A 17,877-nucleotide genomic window follows, 5' to 3' on the forward strand; every position below is an offset into this window, starting at 1 on the left:
GAGAGCCTATTTCGGAGGTTTTAGGTTTCTACCCAAAAGGAATATCTCAGAAGACTTTGCTCTAGATGCTTTAGGTTTACGGGAGGCAACGGTTTTAAAGATCTTTTTAAAGGATTCCACTATCTGGCTATAGCCACTACCGTTAAAACATTTGATTAAAAGCGCACCCTCAGGTTTCAGATGAGCAGTAGCGAAGTCTAGGGCTATCTCTGCTAAAAAAGCCATTCTGGCAGCATCAGCAACACCAACCCCAGAAAGGTTTGGCGCCATGTCTGATAAAACCAAATCGACTTTGCCTTCAGCACTCATCGGTAAAAGCGCCTCTAAAGCAGCAAGCCCCTCTTCTTCCCTAAAATCACCCTGAATAAAGCTCACATCTGCTATATCTTCCATTGGCAAAATATCGATGGCAATAATCTGACCATCCGGTTTGCCGGACTCAATTTTGGGATTGCTTTTACCAAATTCAGTGAGGCGATTGCGGACGTACTGACACCAACTCCCGGGAGCGCTCCCTAAGTCCACGATAGTCATGCCTGCCTTGATAAGATGATCTTGCTCGTCAATTTCACTGAGCTTATAAACCGCTCTAGCGCGATAGCCCTCTTTTTGAGCCATCTTCACATAGGGATCGGATAGATGATCCTGTAACCAACTTTTATTAAATTTATTCTTTGCCACAACTTACCCACTTTCGCCCTCCATTTTCCTAGTTTCTGAGCTCTAAAGCAAAAGGAATCGATCAAAATACAGGCAAATTCAAGCTAAAAGGGCAATTTAGACCCTCAATGCTCTATCATCAACCCCATGACTGCACTCACTATTACCCCTGCACAACGTAAATCCCTCAAAGCTGACGCTCACGATCTAAGTCCTGTTGTCATGATTGGTGGCGATGGCTTAACACCTGCTGTCATCAAAGAAGCTAAATTGGCCATTAATCACCACGGATTAATTAAGATTCGTGTTTTTGGTGATGAGCGCGAAGCACGCATTGCTATGTATGAAGAACTTTGCGACAAACTTAATGCTGCTCCAGTTCAACATATCGGCAAGTTACTCGTGTTATGGAAACCAAAAGATATGGTGGATGAAGCTTTTAGCAATCTTGGTAGATCAAGCAAGCAAACCAAGAAATCTTTGCAGGCTCCTCGCACGAAACGCCAGCCAAATCGTGCCCCAGCAAAAGCTGGCGTGCGTACTAGCACTTCCGAAAGATCGGATCGTCGCTCCGCTTCAAATGCAGCGCCATTTGCACGTGCTGCGGCAGTGAAATCAGCAACACCTAAGAAGCGGGTTTTGCGCTCTGAAGCGGCGGAATCAAAAATTGGCTGGTCTTCTCCCGGCTATAGAAAAGCAGTTGCTGCACCAGCTCCGATTAAGAAGCGTAAAGTCAGAATGAGCAGCACTAAGAAAAAGTCACTTGGCTCTTAATTCTGGCAAGTGAAATAAAAAAACGCCGCTAGTCGGCGTTTTTTGTTGACCGCCAAACTAAGGCTAGGCCGAGTACCGATTGAATCATAAAGATTGCACTAGAAACTCCATGCAGGCGAGCAAATAATGCTGCATTTGTAGACTCGCGAACTGACAGGCCTAAATAGAGCGCTTGATCTCGTAATGAATCCATCCAAGGAATGAAAATGAATGCAGCCCCAACAGTGCATGAGAATATTCCCAATAGGATCCAGCGGGTGATACGGTAATATTCGTAACCATGTCTTACTAGGTGATTTGCCATCACCATTAGAAATACGTTTAAGGCGACACCGATATACGCCGTGGTTTTAAAGAGATTTGCTGCAACCATGCCGGCAACCTGTCTATCTCCCAAACTAGAGAATAAGATAGGCACAACTAAAAATCCAATGGTAATAAAACTACCTACCCAAAGACCTGAAATTAGGCTGAATATTCTCTGGGTGCGGATATGGTGCATTAAACGTATCGGACGGCCAAGATTTCAACTTCGCGATTGCCGCCTGGGGCTTGCACGGCAACAACGTCACCCTCCTCTTTGCCAATTAATGCACGGGCAATTGGTGAGCTGATGGAGATTTTCTTAACGGCGATATCCGCCTCATCATCCCCAACGATTTGATAGGTGAGCTTAGTGCCATCTTCTAAGTCCTCAAGATCGACGGTAGCACCAAAGACTATGCGTCCAGCAACATCTAAAGTAGCGGGGTCAATAATTTGAGCTGCCGATAACTTGCCTTCTAACTCTTGAATGCGGCCTTCAATAAAGCCTTGCTTTTCTTTGGCAGCATCGTATTCAGCATTCTCAGAAAGGTCGCCTTGAGCGCGTGCCTCAGAGATCGCATTGATAACGGAAGGACGTTCAACGTGTTTAAGACGGTGCAGCTCCTCTTTGAGAAGTTCTGCACCGCGCTTGGTGATCGGAATTGTGCTCATGAAACTAACCTAACTTAAATTCTTGCGCAAAATAGCGCGTATAAAAGTCAATTTTAGATTAAATGAGCTCCCGATGTAAGTTTTGCAAGGAATAAACCTCGAGGGAGTCGAGTCGGCCATTTTCTGAGGCTAACAAACCATCCATCACTGCTCGTGCGGCACTAATGGTCGTGTAATAAGTAACACCATTAGCCTGAGCGCTGGTTCGAATTGATCTAGAGTCAGCAATCGCTGTCCGGGTCTCATCCACAGTAGTAAAGACAAGTGAAATCTCACCATTCTTGATGAAATCCACGATATGGGGGCGCCCATCCTTTACTTTATTAACTACTTTTACCGGCAAACCAGCCGCTTCAATTGCTGCTGCTGTACCCTTTGTCGCAACCATCGGGAAGCCCAGTTGATGCAACAACTTAGCAACTTCAATTGCTTTTGGCTTGTCACTATCTTTGACGGTCAAAAGAACTGTTCCGCTCTTTGGCAATTTGATGCCGGCACCCAACTGTGACTTAAATAAAGCCTCGCCAAAGGTCTTGCCAACACCCATCACTTCGCCAGTTGAACGCATTTCTGGACCGAGAATTGGATCTATACCTGGAAATTTATTAAATGGAAATACAGCTTCCTTGACTGAGAAGTATGGTGGCTTAATTTCAGTCTTAATACCCTGCTGATCTAAAGTCTGACCAACCATGCAACGTGCAGCAATCTTCGCCAACTGCAAACCAGTGGCTTTTGACACAAACGGTACGGTGCGTGAAGCGCGTGGATTTACTTCCAAGACATAGATGACATCTTTGCCATCTACATTTTGAATCGCAAATTGGACGTTCATCAGGCCAACAACATTCAGTCCTTTTGCCATCGCTGCAGTTTGGCGTTTAATCTCTTCCACCGTTGCATCGGATAAAGAATATGGAGGCAATGAGCAGGCTGAATCGCCAGAGTGAACACCGGCTTGCTCGATATGCTCCATGACGCCACCAATAAATACGGCTGTACCATCGCTGATGCAATCGACGTCACATTCGATAGCATCATTCAAGAAGCGATCTAGAAGCACGGGAGAGTCATGGGATACCTTAACGGCTTCACGCATGTAACGCTCAAGGTCGCGACCATCATGAACGATTTCCATTGCACGACCACCTAAGACATACGAAGGTCGGACTACTAATGGGTAGCCAATTTCCTCAGCAAGCTTGAGAGCCTCTTCTTCAGTACGCGCTGTACGGTTAGGTGGCTGACGCAATCCGAGATCCTGTAGTAGCTTCTGGAAGCGTTCACGATCTTCTGCTGCATCAATCATGTCTGGTGAAGTGCCGATAATTGGCACACCATTGCGTTCAAGATCTAAAGCCAATTTCAAAGGAGTTTGACCGCCGTATTGAACGATAACGCCCTTTGGTTTTTCTTTAGCAACAATCTCCAATACATCCTCAAGAGTCAGCGGCTCAAAGTACAAGCGATCTGATGTGTCGTAGTCAGTCGATACGGTTTCAGGGTTGCAGTTAACCATGATAGTTTCGTAACCATCATCGCGCATTGCTAAAGCAGCATGCACGCAGCAATAGTCAAATTCAATACCTTGACCAATTCGGTTAGGCCCCCCGCCCAAAACCATAATCTTTTCTTTATTGGTTGGGTGTGATTCGCACTCGCCATGCTCTGCTTCATAGGTTGAATACAAATAAGCAGTGTTGGTAGAGAATTCAGCCGCACAAGTATCTACACGCTTATAGACTGGAACAACTTTCAATCGATGGCGCGCAGCACGAACGGATGCAGCATCAACATTGAGTAACTTTGCTAAACGGCGATCGGAGAAACCTTTTTGCTTTACAAAGCGTAACTCTGGGGCTGTTAGGCTATCGATCTTGCGCTGCTTAAGCTCAGTCTCAATGGTGATCAGTTCTTCAATTTGCTCCAGGAACCAAGGATCAACTTTCGTTTCACTATAGATCTCATCAAGACCCATACCCATGCGGAATGCGTCTGCCAAATACCAAATGCGATCCGGACCAGGCTCATTGATTTCATTAATGATGTCATCAAGGTCTGTGGATACTTCATCCAAGCCGTCAACACCAACCTCAAGACCACGCAGCGCTTTCTGGAAAGACTCCTGGAAAGTCCGGCCAATGGCCATGACTTCGCCAACTGACTTCATCTGCGTTGTTAGGCGGGAATCAGCCTGCGGGAACTTTTCAAATGCAAAACGTGGAATCTTGGTAACAACGTAATCGATTGAAGGCTCAAATGATGCCGGTGTTGCGCCGCCGGTAATGTCATTCTTGAGTTCATCAAGTGTATAACCTACGGCCAATTTAGCCGCAATCTTTGCAATTGGGAAACCTGTAGCCTTTGATGCTAAAGCCGATGAACGGGATACCCTTGGATTCATCTCAATGACGATCATGCGACCATCTACTGGATTAATCGAGAACTGAACGTTAGACCCACCGGTATCAACACCAATTTCTCTCAGAACAGCAATCGATGCATTACGCATGATTTGATATTCTTTATCCGTCAACGTTTGCGCAGGCGCCACGGTAATTGAGTCACCGGTATGTACGCCCATTGGGTCTAAGTTTTCAATTGAACAAACGATGATGCAGTTGTCATTGCGATCGCGCACGACTTCCATCTCGAATTCTTTCCAGCCCAAAAGAGACTCTTCAATTAAGAGTTCGCGTGTTGGCGATAAATCGAGACCACGTTTACAAATTTCTTCAAATTCTTCACGGTTATAAGCAATACCACCTCCCGAACCACCCATGGTGAATGATGGACGAATAACCACTGGGAAACCTGAGCTGCCAGTTTGCTTCTGAATTTGCTGCTGAACCTCATGAGCCTCATCCATTGAGTGCGCAATGCCGGACTTTGCAGAGCCTAGGCCAATTTTGGTCATGGCTTCTTTAAACTTTTGACGATCTTCTGCTTTATCAATGGCTTCTGGTGAAGCGCCAATCAATTCGCAACCGTATTTCTCTAAAACGCCATGACGGTGTAGATCTAAAGCGCAGTTCAGTGCAGTCTGGCCACCCATGGTTGGCAAAATGGCATCAGGCTTTTCGGTAGCAATAATGCGCTCAACTACTTCCCAAGTAATCGGCTCGATGTACGTTACATCAGCCATCTCTGGGTCAGTCATGATGGTTGCAGGATTACTGTTGACCAAAATAACTTTATAACCCTCATCACGCAATGCCTTACAAGCTTGCGCTCCAGAGTAGTCAAACTCACAGGCCTGTCCAATCACAATCGGACCAGCACCAATAATCAGGATGCTCTTAATGTCGCTACGCTTAGGCATTATTTGCCCTCCTTCTTGGTAGCATTCATTAGCTCCATAAAACGATCAAATAAATAGGCAATGTCATGAGGACCTGGTGAGGCCTCAGGATGCCCTTGGAAACACAGCGCTGGCTTGTCATTCCACGCCAAACCTTGCAAGGATCCATCAAATAAAGAAACATGTGTTACGCGAATATTGCTTGGCAAGGTATTAGCATCAACGGCAAAACCATGATTCTGTGAGGTGATGGCAACACGTCCTGTATCTAAATCTTTCACAGGATGATTAGCGCCATGGTGGCCAAATTTCATCTTTAGTGTTTTTGCGCCTGCTGCAAGACCCATGATTTGATGGCCTAAACAGATGCCAAAGGTTGGCACACCTTTTTCAATAATTTCTTTTGCGGCAGCAATAGCGTAATCGCATGGACCAGGATCGCCAGGGCCATTTGAGAAGAACACGCCATCCGGATTCATGGCTAGCACTTCTGCTGCGCTAGTTTGCGCAGGCACAACTGTTAATTCGCAGCCTCGCTCAGTCAGCATGCGCAAGATATTGCGTTTCACACCAAAGTCATAAGCAACTACCTTTTTAATTGGCTTGCTAGTATCTAATGTTCTGTAAGCAGGCTTGCCATTTGGCCCATGAAGATCCCATTCTGCCTCGCGCCACTGATAGGCTTTCTTGGTAGTCACTACCTTTGCAAGATCTAGGCCTGACATGCCAGGGAAAGCTTTAGCAAGCTCAAGAGCCTTCGCCCCTAAGGATTCATAGTTATCACCTAATTTACCAGCAACAATAGCGCCGGATTGTGCACCCTTATCACGCAGAATTCTGGTGAGCTTGCGTGTATCGATGCCAGCAATCCCTAAAACATCTGCTTTGGTAAGGTAGTCATCTAAAGAACCTTCCGAACGGAAATTGGATACGCGTTTTGGAAGATCCTTCACTACTAAGCCTGCTGCATGAATCTGATCTGATTCCGCATCTTGGGCATTGACACCGACATTACCGATATGTGGGTAGGTTAAGGTAACAATTTGGCGTGAGTAGCTGGGATCAGTAATGATCTCTTGATACCCAGTCAATGCAGTGTTGAATACGACTTCGCCAGTAGTTTCGCCAGAGGCGCCAATGCTAAAACCGGGAAATAATGTGCCGTCGGCTAAGGCCAACACGGCTGGGGGAAAAGAAGGAAGCAAGGGTGACAAACCATCTCCAGTCCCTGCTCCATCCGACGCTCAAAACCCCAAAAAAGACTAGCCCGGGGATATTTTTGCGGGTGGTGAGTGTCTTTAAGCGCTAGGGTATATATTAAGTTTCGAACCCTGTAATCATAACATTTTTGCTCGTAAACCCTTGGATATCAAGTCAAATGGGGGTTGGAAGGTAAAAAGCTCCCCCGGCCTAATGGCTGGAGGAGCAATTTGTTCAAAGTTGGGCGTTTTAAGCCTTGGCGCTCTGCTCAATAATGGTCTTAATTTGAGCTAGTACAGACTGGTCATCCATCGTGCTGATATCACCAGGATCACGACCTTCGGCTACGGCCTGAAGTGCACGACGAACAATCTTGCCTGAACGTGTCTTTGGCAACGCAGTAACTATATAAACCCGGCCAGGTCGTGCAATCGCCCCTAAGGTGGTATCGACAGTCTTCATGCACTCAGCTTCCAAAGTAGCAGTATTGGATGCATCTTTAGGAATCACAAAGGCAATCGCGGCTTGCCCCTTTAATTTATCTTCAATGCCAACCACGGCAACTTCTGAAACATTCGGATGACTGGAAATACTTTCCTCGATTTCGCGAGTACCAAGGCGATGTCCAGCTACGTTGATCACGTCATCTGTTCGGCCCAAGATGAAGAAATAGCCATCTTTATCTTTAATGCCCCAGTCAAAGGTGGAGTAGACTAATTTGCCCGGAATTGTTTCCCAGTAGGTGCTGACAAAGCGCTTGTCATCGCCCCAAACAGTTTGCATGCAACCTGGAGGTAATGGACCTTCAATAGCAATGACGCCCTTCTGATCTGGGCCCAGCTCTTCGGAAGTAGCATCATCGAGTAACTTCATGTTGTAACCAAACGATGGCACACCTGGTGAGCCAAATTTATGTGGCATGACTTCAACCCCACGCTGAATTGCCAGCATTGGCCAACCCGTTTCTGTCTGCCAGTAGTTATCAACAATAGGCTTATTAATTGCACCATGAATCCAACTAGCAGTCGGTTCATCCAAGGGCTCACCTGCCAAAAAAAGAGCGCGCAATTTAGAAAGGTCATACTTGGTTAAGAAAGCGGGATCTTGTTTCTTCAGAACGCGAACCGCTGTTGGTGCAGAGAACATGACTGACACTTTGTACTTATCTACCAGCTCCCACCAAATGCCTGCATCAGGGCGCAATGGGGTGCCCTCGTACATGATCGTAGCCATGCCAGATAGCAATGGCGCATAAATAATATAGCTGTGGCCAACAACCCAACCAATATCGGACGTACAGAACATGGTCTCACCAGCATTACCGGTAAAGATATGTTTCATTGAGGCGGCGAGAGCTACTGCATAGCCGCCTGTATCACGCTGAACACCTTTAGGCTTTCCAGTTGTACCGGAGGTATACAAAATATAAGAAGGATGTGTTGCATCAACCCATTCAACAGGCACTACATCATTTAAATGTTTTTGGCGTTCGCTTGCGTAATCTAAATCACGTCCAGCGACGGTGGTGAATTCAGTTAAGCCGCGATTCACCATCAAAACCTTCTCAGGCTTGTATTCAGCCAGAGTAATTGCTTCATCTAGCAATGGCTTGTAAGGAACTGCTTTGCCGCCACGTGCACCTGCTTCTGCAGTAACAATCAGTTTTGGTTTTGCATCATCAATACGAGATGCCAAGCTGTGGGATGCAAAGCCACCAAACACAACGGAGTGAATAGCACCAATACGGGCGCACGCCAACATAGCAAAACAAGCTTCGGCGATCATCGGCATATAAATAAGTACGCGATCACCCTTTTTAACGCCCGCTGCCTTGTAAATTGCTGCCATACGATTCACTTCTTCGTATAACTCTTTAAAGGTATATGCCTTCTCTTGATTGGTTTCTGTAGAAACTGCAACTAAGGCAATTTGATCTGGACGATCTTTTAAGTGGCGATCTACTGAGTTGTAGCAAAGATTGGTTAAGCCACCCTCAAACCATTTAGCAAATGGTGGGTTGTCGTAATTAAGAACTTTGTTAAAAGGTTTTTCCCAATGTATTAACTGCGCTTGCTCACCCCAAAATCCATCCGGGTCTTTAATTGAGCGTTCGTGGTGTGCTTTGTAGGACATGGTCAACCTGATCTCTTAAAAAGTTACTCAAATTACTGGCTTTTGCTCACCCCTTTACTAGCCTTGCTGCTAGCTGAGGCAGGGGAACTACCATTTTTCGCAGATTTTGCAAGCCCTGTCGATTCGGATTTATGCTGAGATGCAGCATTTTTTGCAGAAGAATTACCCTTAGAGGCGCCCTTATCTCCTTTTTTGGGGTTGCTGGGTGCAGCACATTTACTTGATTTAGCCCCTTTTGTACCCTTTGCTGGTTTGGGGCACTTAGGAGCAGGCGGAGCTGGCTTTTCTAGGTTGAGACTGGCATTTTCTGCCATAGCAGTTGAAACATCACCCGGACGGCGACTGGTTTTGGGAATTAGCACGGTAGAGCCTGCTCGTATACGCATTCCCCTTGGAATGCCGTTGACCTCGCGCAGGGTATCTACATCCACCCCCAAAGTTTTAGCTGCCTGATCAACACTTTCTGTTTTGGAAACTTGAACAGCAGTCCACGACGAAAGAGGTTTAGGGTATTGCTTGAGGTTATCTTGAAAGATCTCAGCATGCGCAAACGGCAAAAGAATTTGCTGGTTAGCATTGCTTAAAATTACCGGCTTATTAAATGATGGATTCAGAATTTGAAATTCATCTGCAGGTATCTCGGCCAACTTAATTACAAGAGCAACATCAATATCGTTTCCAACATCAACCGCGACAAAGTATGGGTGATTTTCTAAATCAGGCAGCACAATTCCATATGCCTGTGGATCCAGGACAATTTGTCGATATGCCATCAATTTAGGAACGTAATTTCGAGTTTCACGCGGTAAGGTCAAACTCTCATAATCTATAGGCAATCCTGCGGCGGCATTACGCTTTTGTGCTTTTGTAATATTGCCAGCACCCCAGTTGTAGGCTGCTAAGGCTAGTTCCCAGCTACCGAATTGATTATTCAAACGTTGTAGGTAATCCAAGGCCGCATCCGTTGACTGCACAACATCGCGTCGCTCATCTCTAAATACGTTTTGTGTGAGACGAAAGTCTTTGCCCGTGGCAGGCATAAATTGCCATAGACCCACTGCCTTTGCATTTGACTTTGCATTGGTTACAAACGCACTTTCAACAAATGGTAGTAATGCAATCTCGGTAGGCATATTGCGCGCATTTACCTCTTGAACGATGTAAAACAAATAACGTGAAGAACGCGTCATCGAGCGATTCACATAGTCCGGCCTTGCAGCTAACCAGCGAACCTGTTCGATCTCTAAAGGACTATTCATTGGCTCCATCTCGAAGCCATCACGGATACGTATCCACAGATTGTCAGAAGGTGCATAAACCTTGCTAACAGATTGATTTTTGAGATTTACTCGGGCAGCCTTAGATGTTTTTGGATTTGCCTTTGTTGGTGCGTCAGAAGACCAATCAGTACTTGCGCAACCACTCAGCAAAGCAGTAATTACTAATACTGCATACATCACCCGCATTAGAAGCGATCTTTCCAGCCACGAATGACTGCCAATACATGTGCAGGCGTTGGCAATGATGTCTGACCTGAAACCTCTTTAGCCATTGCAATGACTTCGGCTTGATCACAACGCATGAATGGATTAACTTGCAGCTCTTGTCCAATAGTGGTTGGAAGAGTGGGCAAACCCTGCTCTCGCAGAGATTTAGCCTGCTCTGCCCATGAGAGTAGATTAAGGTTGTTGGGCTCTACTGCTAAAGCAAAACGAATATTCGATAAGGTGTACTCATGGGTGCAATAAACCAAAGTATTTTTTGGCAGCGCGGCAAACTTACCAAGCGACTCCGTCATTTGGGTTGGTGTCCCCTCGAACAATCTTCCACAGCCAGAGGCAAATAACGTGTCACCACAAAAAAGCATTGGCTCAACAACATTTGCCTGCATGTTTGCAAAATAAGCGATGTGACTTAAGGTATGCCCAGGAACTTCGAGAACCTTCAAGCTAATGCGCGGGGAAGCAATTTCAAATTTATCGTCTTGCATTACGACATTAGTGCGACCTGGAATATTGCCACCAACTGGGCCATAAACAGGCAGATCCGCACCCAAACTTTCCAATAAGTTGAGAATGCCACCCGTATGGTCCGCATGGTGGTGGGTAATAAGAATGCCTTTAAGGGTCAAATGATTTGTGCTCAGGTACTCCAAAACTGGTGCTGAATCACCTGGATCCACCACTAAAGCAGAGCTGCCATCGTGAATACACCAGATATAGTTATCATCAAAAGCCGGAATGGGCCAAACCTGCAATAAAGTATTCTTATCCATAGACCCATGATACCAACCCCACCCATACCCTCTCAGACACCTGCACCTCCCTGGAGCTCATGGGAAAAATGGCTCCAATCTCCTCCTGGACGCTACGTGCTAGCGTGGGAGCAACGGTGTTTTGACCAAATTGTTGCCGATGTCTTTGGCTTTCATGCAGTGCAAATAGGCCTACCTCAGATAAATACGCTTAGTGAAAATCGCATGCCTTTGCATGCCATCCTGATTCACTCTAACGATAGTCGCTCTCATACAACTAATTACAACTGGCATTTAATTGAAGGTGACTCGACAGACCTCCCCTTTGCCAGCGAAAGTATAGATTTAATTGTTCTGCCCCATGTTTTGGAATTTGCCACTGATCCCCATCAAATATTGCGCGAAGTCGATCGAGTACTTCGACCCGAAGGTCGTTTAATTATTTCCGGCTTTAACCCCGCAAGCCTATGGGGCGCCAGACAATACCTCAGCAGATTGGTTGGAACCCCTTACCTTCCTAGAGATGGGCAATTTATTAGTCTCATCCGCATAAAAGATTGGCTGGAGTTACTTAACTTCTCTTTGGACCGAGGTCACTTTGGTTGCTATAAATTTCCCCTGCAGGGTGAATCTGCGATGGGCAAGATGAATTTTCTTGAAAAAATGGGGAATCGTTGGTGGCCTATATTTGGGGCTGTTTTTTTAGTTTCAGCCATTAAGCGCCAACAAGGAATGCGCCTCATTGGCCCAGCATCACTTGTCCGTATACCGGCCATGCAACAACTAACTCCCGCCGCCGAGCGCAGCAATATCCAAAAACGCTTCAAAAGAGGCAATACCAAGTAAATTATCGCCATGCCGCATACCAAATCACACCCCCACCCCCCTCATATCGTGATTTATACCGATGGTGCCTGTAAAGGGAATCCCGGCCCTGGAGGCTGGGGGGCTGTATTGCGATCTGGTGGGCACGAAAAGCATATTCACGGGGGCGAAAAGCTCACCACCAACAACCGCATGGAGATTTCTGCAGTCATTTTCGCCCTAAAAGCCCTCAAACAACGCAGCACCGTTGAGTTGTGGACTGACTCCCAATATGTCCAAAAAGGGGTAACGGAATGGCTAGAGGGCTGGAAAAAAAGGGGGTGGAAGACCGCCAGCAAGGATCCAGTCAAAAACGCAGATCTCTGGCAGGAACTGGACTCCCTGCTCCCAGGGCATGAGATCTCCTGGCACTGGGTTAGAGGGCATAACGGACACCCTGAAAATGAGTTGGCCGACCAGTTAGCCAATAAGGGTGTTGAGGAGTTTTTGCCCTAGGGCGAATGCACGTCTACACCCTCCTTTTTAGCCATCTTATGAGAGAATGATCCTGCTCTAAATGGCTTAGAAACAGCATAAAACCCACAAAAAACCAAGAAAAATGAGACTGTGTCAAAAATAGAATCTTCACTCGATAAGGCATTTGCCAAACTCATTCAATTTAAAAACAGCGGCAAAGCTCGCTTATGTGCGCTTTGGCAACAACACTCTCCTCGATTAAATCAAATCAAGCAGCTGGACTATCCAACCGTTAAATCATTTGTAGTGAAATTTAAGTGGCGCATCTTATTGGTGCTGATTGTTCTTTACGCGGGTTCTAAGGCTTACGATTATTTCTTCCCCGCTTCTGAAAAATCGGGCGGTCCTGTAACGATTACTTCAGTAGTAGTCGAGAAGAAAGATGTTCCCCTCATCATCGAGGCCACTGGCACGATCGTCTCCAACAGTATTGTTGATATCCGACCAATGGTTACCAATACCGTAGCTAAGATTGAAGTTAAAGATGGTCAAGAAGTTAAAGCCGGCGATTTGCTGTTTACATTGGATGACCGCAACGACAAGGCTAACTTTGAAAAGCTAAAAGCCCTTGCCGATGATGCCCAAAAGCAATACCTCAGAGCCAAAGAGCTCGTTGCGAAGAACTTTATCTCTAAAGCAGCCTTAGAGACCACCTTAGCCAATGCTAAGTCAGCGCAAGCGGCAGCTCGTTCCGCAGAAGTGCAACTGTCCTTTGATTACATTAAGTCACCGATTGATGGTCGCGCCGGAATCGTGAATGTGTTTCCAGGTTCACTAGTTCAAGCCAGCAACATCGTTTCAACTGCAACCAGCTCTACGGCCACCTCAAGCGTAGGCTCTATGGTCACCATTACCCAATTGAACCCTATTAATGTTCAATTTGTTATCCCTGAAAAAGACATTCCCGTCATGCTAGAGAATCAGCTTGATGGAGAAGCCATGACCGTCAAAGTAGTGGTTGGTGATAGCGGCAAAAAAACATATGAAGGAAAAGTCTTGGTGATTGATAACCAAGTGGATCCATCGATCGCAGCAGTCCGCGTTAAAGCACAGATCCCCAATGATGACAAGACCTTGCTGCCTGGCCAGTTTGCCCGCGTATCCTTAGTAGCAAATACCTTGAAGGATGCTTTGGCAATTCCATCTCAAGCGGTGATTATTAATGCCCGTGGAAAAATGGTTTATGTTGTAGATAAGGATGGCAAAGCTGTTGCTAAACCAATTAAAGTGGTTTACGAATATTTAGGCTCAACTGTGGTAACCGGTATAGAGGCTGGTGATAGAGTGGTAGTAGAAGGTAAGCAAAACTTGCGTCCTGGTGGCAAAGTCCGTGAAGCCAAGAATCCATCGCCAGCAGCCCCAGCCAATGCCGGTGCGACCGCCCCTGCAACTCCTTCAGCCCAAGATAAGAAATGACACTTTCCGAATTATGTATTCGGCGTCCGGTAATGACGGTATTGCTCTCTGTAGCTACCGTCATAGCTGGCGCAGTAGCTTACGTCAAGATTCCGGTAGCGGCATTACCAAGTTTTAATACTCCTGTTATTTCTGTCAGCGCCTCCTTACCCGGCGCCTCTCCAGAAAACATGGCATCTGCAGTTGCACTTCCTCTTGAAAAAGAGTTCTCGACAATTGACGGAATTAACGTCATTAGCTCTACCAACTCTCTCGGTAGCACCAGTATTACTCTCGAATTTAATAATGACAGAGATATTGATAAGGCCGCTGTCGATGTGCAAGCTGCGTTGCTGCGAGCCCAAAAGCGTCTTCCGATAGAGATGACGGTACCGCCCTCCTATCGCAAAATTAATCCGGCAGATACACCTGTATTGGTTGTGCGCATGAGCTCACCGTCAATCAGCCTTTCTGATATCAATCAATACGCAGAAAATCTCGTTTCACCAAATTTATCCACAATTAGTGGTGTTGCACAGGTATTGGTTTACGGCGCCAAACGTTATGCAGTTCGCGTCCGCGTTCATCCTGATGCACTAGCCAATCGAAACCTGACTGTCGACGACATTGCCTTAGCCATAAATAAAGCAAACTCTAATAGCCCAGTGGGAGTATTGGATGGGCCACGTCAAGCGATCACCATCTATGCCAATCCTCAGCTAGTCAGACCAGAAGAATATGCTAATTTAATTGTGAGCCAAAAGAATGGCTTACCAATTTATTTAAAAGATGTAGCTGATGTTGTTGAAAGTTATGAGGATGTCAAAACACTTGCCAGCTCAAATGGCGAACGCTCCATAGCAGTTGCTGTTCTAAGGCAACCAAGTGCCAATACTGTTGAAGTAGTGAAGTCAGTTAAAGACTTATTGCCTCAGCTGCAAAAGCAAATGCCTGAGTCAATCAAGCTGCAACTATTAAATGATCGCTCCCTTTCTATTATTGAAGCGATTCATGATGTTAATTTCACACTAGCACTGACAGTCTTGCTGGTGATTCTGGTGATCTTTCTGTTCCTAAAACATATATCAGCCACTGTAATCCCATCTATCAGCCTTCCAATCTCACTGATTGGTGCATTTTTCCTGTTGTATTTCATGGGCTATAGCCTAGACAATATTTCACTCCTTGGTATCACTCTAGCCGTTGGTCTGGTGGTGGACGATGCTATTGTGGTGCTTGAAAATATCATGCGCTATGTTGAGCAAGGCATGGATCCACTGAAGGCCTCACTCAAAGGAAGTAAAGAAGTTGGCTTCACCATCATCTCTATTTCCATCTCCTTGGTAGCTGTATTTATTCCACTCTTCTTTATGGCCGGTCCGATTGGCCTCCTCTTTAGAGAATTTGCTGTAGTAGTTTCTCTATCTATTTTGGTCTCTGCAGTTGTATCGCTGACTGTGGTCCCAATGCTCTGTAGTCGCTTTCTACCAAAACCAGGGCAGCATGCCAAAGAGTTTGCAATCAATAAAAAGTTTGATCGTCTGTTTGATTGGATGCTCAAAACCTATATTCACTACCTAGATCTAGCTCTGAAAAATCGTAAGGTAGTTCTATGGGGAGCACTTTCCACGTTTGTCATTACGATTGCACTCTTCATCAGCAGCCCAAAAGGTTTCTTCCCAGAGGAAGATATCGGACAAATATTAGCCACTACAGAAGCCTCTGAAGATATCTCCTTTAGAGCCATGCTTGCCCTGCAAGATCAAGCTGCTGAATTGGTAAACACTGATCCCAATGTGGCTAGCTCTATTTCTGTCATTGGCGGCGGCGCTAGCTCTGGTTACAACACCGGCAGGATATTTATTATTCTCAAACCCAAAAGTGATCGAGCCAAAATGGCGAAGATTATGGAGGGCTTACGGAATAAGTTCAAAGAAATACCAGGCCTTCAAGTCTATATGCGCCCAGTACAGAATTTACAACTTGGCGGAAAGAGCAGTAAGAGCCGCTATCAATTCACACTGCAAAGCGTAGGCTTTGAAGGTGTAAATGAATGGGCCGATAAATTAATGCAAAAAATGCGTGCAGATCCGATGTTCAGGGACGTAACCAGCGACTCTCAAATGAAAGGCTTGAACGTCAAAATCGATATCGATCGTGAAAAGGCTGCAAGCGCTGGCGTTAGTGTTGCAGATATCCGATCAGCCCTCTACTCCACTTATGGAGAAAAGCAGGTATCTACCATTTACACCCCAGTAAACACCTATTACGTCATCCTTGAGGGCGCTGTTGAAGATCGTCAATATGAGTCTGATCTGAACAAAATCTTCTTGCGCGGTCGTGCGACTGACAAACTTATTCCGTTATCAAGCCTGGCTAGTTTTACCCGCACCGTTGGACCAACAGCCGTAAACCATCAAGGCCAAATTCCGGCAGTGACACTTTCGTTTAACTTAGCTCCAGATGTTTTCCTTGGTGATGCAACCAAACAAATTGAGTCCTTTACCAAAGCGATTGATTTACCGTCTTCTATCATTACAAGCTACGGCGGTGATGCTGCAGTATTTAAAAGCAATCAATCTGGTCAGCTGATACTGATTCTCTCGGCATTAGGTGTAATTTATATTTTGCTTGGTGTTCTTTATGAGAGCTACATTCACCCTCTCACCATTTTGGCTGGCTTACCATCGGCAGCGATAGGTGCAATCTTGACATTACGCTTATTTGGTTTTGAGCTGACCATAGTTGCCTCTATTGGTATTTTGCTTTTGATTGGTATTGTTAAAAAGAATGCAATTCTGATGATCGACTTTGCCCTGGATGCTCAACGTAATCAAGGCATGTCTCCCGAGAAGGCCATTCGTGAAGCTTGCATCTTGCGATTCCGACCCATCATGATGACTACGTTTGCAGCGCTGATGGGCGCTATTCCTATTGCTTTAGGTTTGGGTGCCGGTGCAGAGTTACGTCAACCCTTAGGCATTAGTGTTGCTGGTGGCCTGATTTTTTCTCAGTTCGTAACGTTGATCATTACACCGGTGATTTATCTCTATCTGGATAAATATGCTGGAAACGGTCCGTTGGATATTCCACCTGCTGTTCTAGAGGGCACCTAATGCGTCAAGTTATTCTCGATACTGAAACTACTGGCCTTAATCCAGCCACCGGCGACCGCATTATTGAAATTGGTTGCGTGGAGATGGTTGGTCGTCGTCTTACCGATAGAACTTTCCATTACTACATTAATCCTGAACGCGATATTGATGCTGGTGCCTTTGCAGTCCACGGACTTTCTAGAGAGTTTTTATCTGATAAACCGATTTTTGCAAACATCGTTGAGCAGTTAATTGAGTTTGTTGATGGCGCTGAAATTGTGATACATAACGCAGCTTTCGACCTAGGCTTCTTAGATAATGAGTTTGCTTTACTTAAGCGCCCCCCATTTCGTAATCTAGCATCCAAGATTACAGACACATTACTAGATGCGCGCCAAATGTTTCCAGGCAAAAGAAACTCTTTGGATGCTCTCTGCGATCGCTTCTCTATTAGCAACAAACACCGTACTTTGCACGGCGCGTTATTAGATGCCCAGTTACTAGCTGAAGTTTACGTAGCAATGACTAGAGGTCAGGAAGACCTCTCGATTGATTTGATTGACTACACAGTAGGCGTTGACTCTACCGGTCATACCAAAGCTTTACCAACCAATCTTATGGTGCTGGCCGCATCGGATGATGAGCTCCAAAGTCACGAGAAAATCTTGGCAGAAATTGCTAAGGCAAGTAAAAAGGACCCCGTTTGGAGTCCTTTAAATGCTGCCGCCTAATTAGTGGGTTACTAG

Annotated in this window: 14 protein-coding genes; 6 read left to right on the plus strand and 8 right to left on the minus strand. The window is 45.8% G+C overall.

Annotation, left to right across the window (positions count from 1 at the left end; all coding sequences use genetic code 11):
- Positions 1 to 6 precede the first annotated feature (6 nt).
- Positions 7 to 681 carry an RlmE family RNA methyltransferase gene (locus ICE90_RS06785; protein WP_216191651.1) on the minus strand — a complete coding sequence of 225 codons (675 nt, stop codon included), beginning with the start codon at positions 679 to 681 and terminating at the stop codon, positions 7 to 9.
- Between the two features lie 126 nt (positions 682 to 807).
- Between ICE90_RS06785 and ICE90_RS06790 the strand changes: the two genes are divergently transcribed.
- Positions 808 to 1,434 carry a YhbY family RNA-binding protein gene (locus ICE90_RS06790; RefSeq protein WP_215356828.1) on the plus strand — a complete coding sequence of 209 codons (627 nt, stop codon included), beginning with the start codon at positions 808 to 810 and terminating at the stop codon, positions 1,432 to 1,434.
- A gap of 28 nt (positions 1,435 to 1,462) precedes the next feature.
- Here the strand turns inward: ICE90_RS06790 and ICE90_RS06795 are convergent, their stop codons facing one another.
- The 7 genes from ICE90_RS06795 to gloB form a co-directional block, all read right to left on the minus strand.
- Positions 1,463 to 1,936 (minus strand): DUF4149 domain-containing protein, encoded by a 474-nt coding sequence (locus ICE90_RS06795; RefSeq protein ID WP_216191653.1) that lies wholly within the window; start codon positions 1,934 to 1,936, stop codon positions 1,463 to 1,465.
- Positions 1,936 to 2,412 (minus strand): transcription elongation factor GreA, encoded by a 477-nt coding sequence (greA, locus tag ICE90_RS06800; protein ID WP_072582463.1) that lies wholly within the window; start codon positions 2,410 to 2,412, stop codon positions 1,936 to 1,938. The genes ICE90_RS06795 and greA overlap by 1 nt, the downstream gene beginning before the upstream one ends.
- A 58-nt stretch (positions 2,413 to 2,470) precedes the next feature.
- On the minus strand, positions 2,471 to 5,734 hold the full coding sequence (gene carB, locus ICE90_RS06805; protein ID WP_216191655.1) for a carbamoyl-phosphate synthase large subunit: 3,264 nt from the start codon (positions 5,732 to 5,734) through the stop codon (positions 2,471 to 2,473).
- Positions 5,734 to 6,918 (minus strand): glutamine-hydrolyzing carbamoyl-phosphate synthase small subunit, encoded by a 1,185-nt coding sequence (carA, locus tag ICE90_RS06810; protein ID WP_215319828.1) that lies wholly within the window; start codon positions 6,916 to 6,918, stop codon positions 5,734 to 5,736. The genes carB and carA overlap by 1 nt, the downstream gene beginning before the upstream one ends.
- 244 nt (positions 6,919 to 7,162) lie before the next feature.
- Positions 7,163 to 9,046: a propionate--CoA ligase gene (locus ICE90_RS06815; protein ID WP_216191657.1), complete on the minus strand. Its 1,884-nt coding sequence runs from the start codon at positions 9,044 to 9,046 to the stop codon at positions 7,163 to 7,165.
- Between the two features lie 32 nt (positions 9,047 to 9,078).
- Positions 9,079 to 10,512, minus strand: a complete 1,434-nt coding sequence (locus tag ICE90_RS06820; protein ID WP_216191659.1) for a transglycosylase SLT domain-containing protein — start codon at positions 10,510 to 10,512, stop codon at positions 9,079 to 9,081.
- Entirely contained in the window at positions 10,512 to 11,321 is an 810-nt protein-coding gene (gene gloB / locus ICE90_RS06825; protein WP_215319834.1) for a hydroxyacylglutathione hydrolase, read from the minus strand. The genes ICE90_RS06820 and gloB overlap by 1 nt, the downstream gene beginning before the upstream one ends.
- Before the next feature lie 6 nt (positions 11,322 to 11,327).
- Between gloB and ICE90_RS06830 the strand changes: the two genes are divergently transcribed.
- The 5 genes from ICE90_RS06830 (at position 11,328) to dnaQ (ending at position 17,862) form a co-directional block, all read left to right on the plus strand.
- Positions 11,328 to 12,146 (plus strand): class I SAM-dependent methyltransferase, encoded by an 819-nt coding sequence (locus tag ICE90_RS06830; RefSeq protein ID WP_215319836.1) that lies wholly within the window; start codon positions 11,328 to 11,330, stop codon positions 12,144 to 12,146.
- A gap of 9 nt (positions 12,147 to 12,155) precedes the next feature.
- Positions 12,156 to 12,620: a ribonuclease HI gene (rnhA, locus tag ICE90_RS06835; RefSeq protein WP_216191661.1), complete on the plus strand. Its 465-nt coding sequence runs from the start codon at positions 12,156 to 12,158 to the stop codon at positions 12,618 to 12,620.
- Positions 12,621 to 12,731: 111 nt separating this feature from the next.
- Positions 12,732 to 14,057: an efflux RND transporter periplasmic adaptor subunit gene (locus tag ICE90_RS06840; RefSeq protein ID WP_216191662.1), complete on the plus strand. Its 1,326-nt coding sequence runs from the start codon at positions 12,732 to 12,734 to the stop codon at positions 14,055 to 14,057.
- Positions 14,054 to 17,152: an efflux RND transporter permease subunit gene (locus tag ICE90_RS06845; RefSeq protein ID WP_216191663.1), complete on the plus strand. Its 3,099-nt coding sequence runs from the start codon at positions 14,054 to 14,056 to the stop codon at positions 17,150 to 17,152. Before ICE90_RS06840 ends, ICE90_RS06845 begins: the two co-directional genes overlap by 4 nt.
- The gene (gene dnaQ, locus ICE90_RS06850; RefSeq protein ID WP_216191664.1) at positions 17,152 to 17,862 is read left to right on the plus strand and encodes a DNA polymerase III subunit epsilon; all 711 of its coding nucleotides are present in this window, start codon (positions 17,152 to 17,154) and stop codon (positions 17,860 to 17,862) included. Before ICE90_RS06845 ends, dnaQ begins: the two co-directional genes overlap by 1 nt.
- Positions 17,863 to 17,877: the final 15 nt, after the last annotated feature.

The organism is Polynucleobacter sp. AP-RePozz3-80-G7 (assembly GCF_018882145.1).
In the GTDB taxonomy this organism is placed as follows: domain Bacteria; phylum Pseudomonadota; class Gammaproteobacteria; order Burkholderiales; family Burkholderiaceae; genus Polynucleobacter.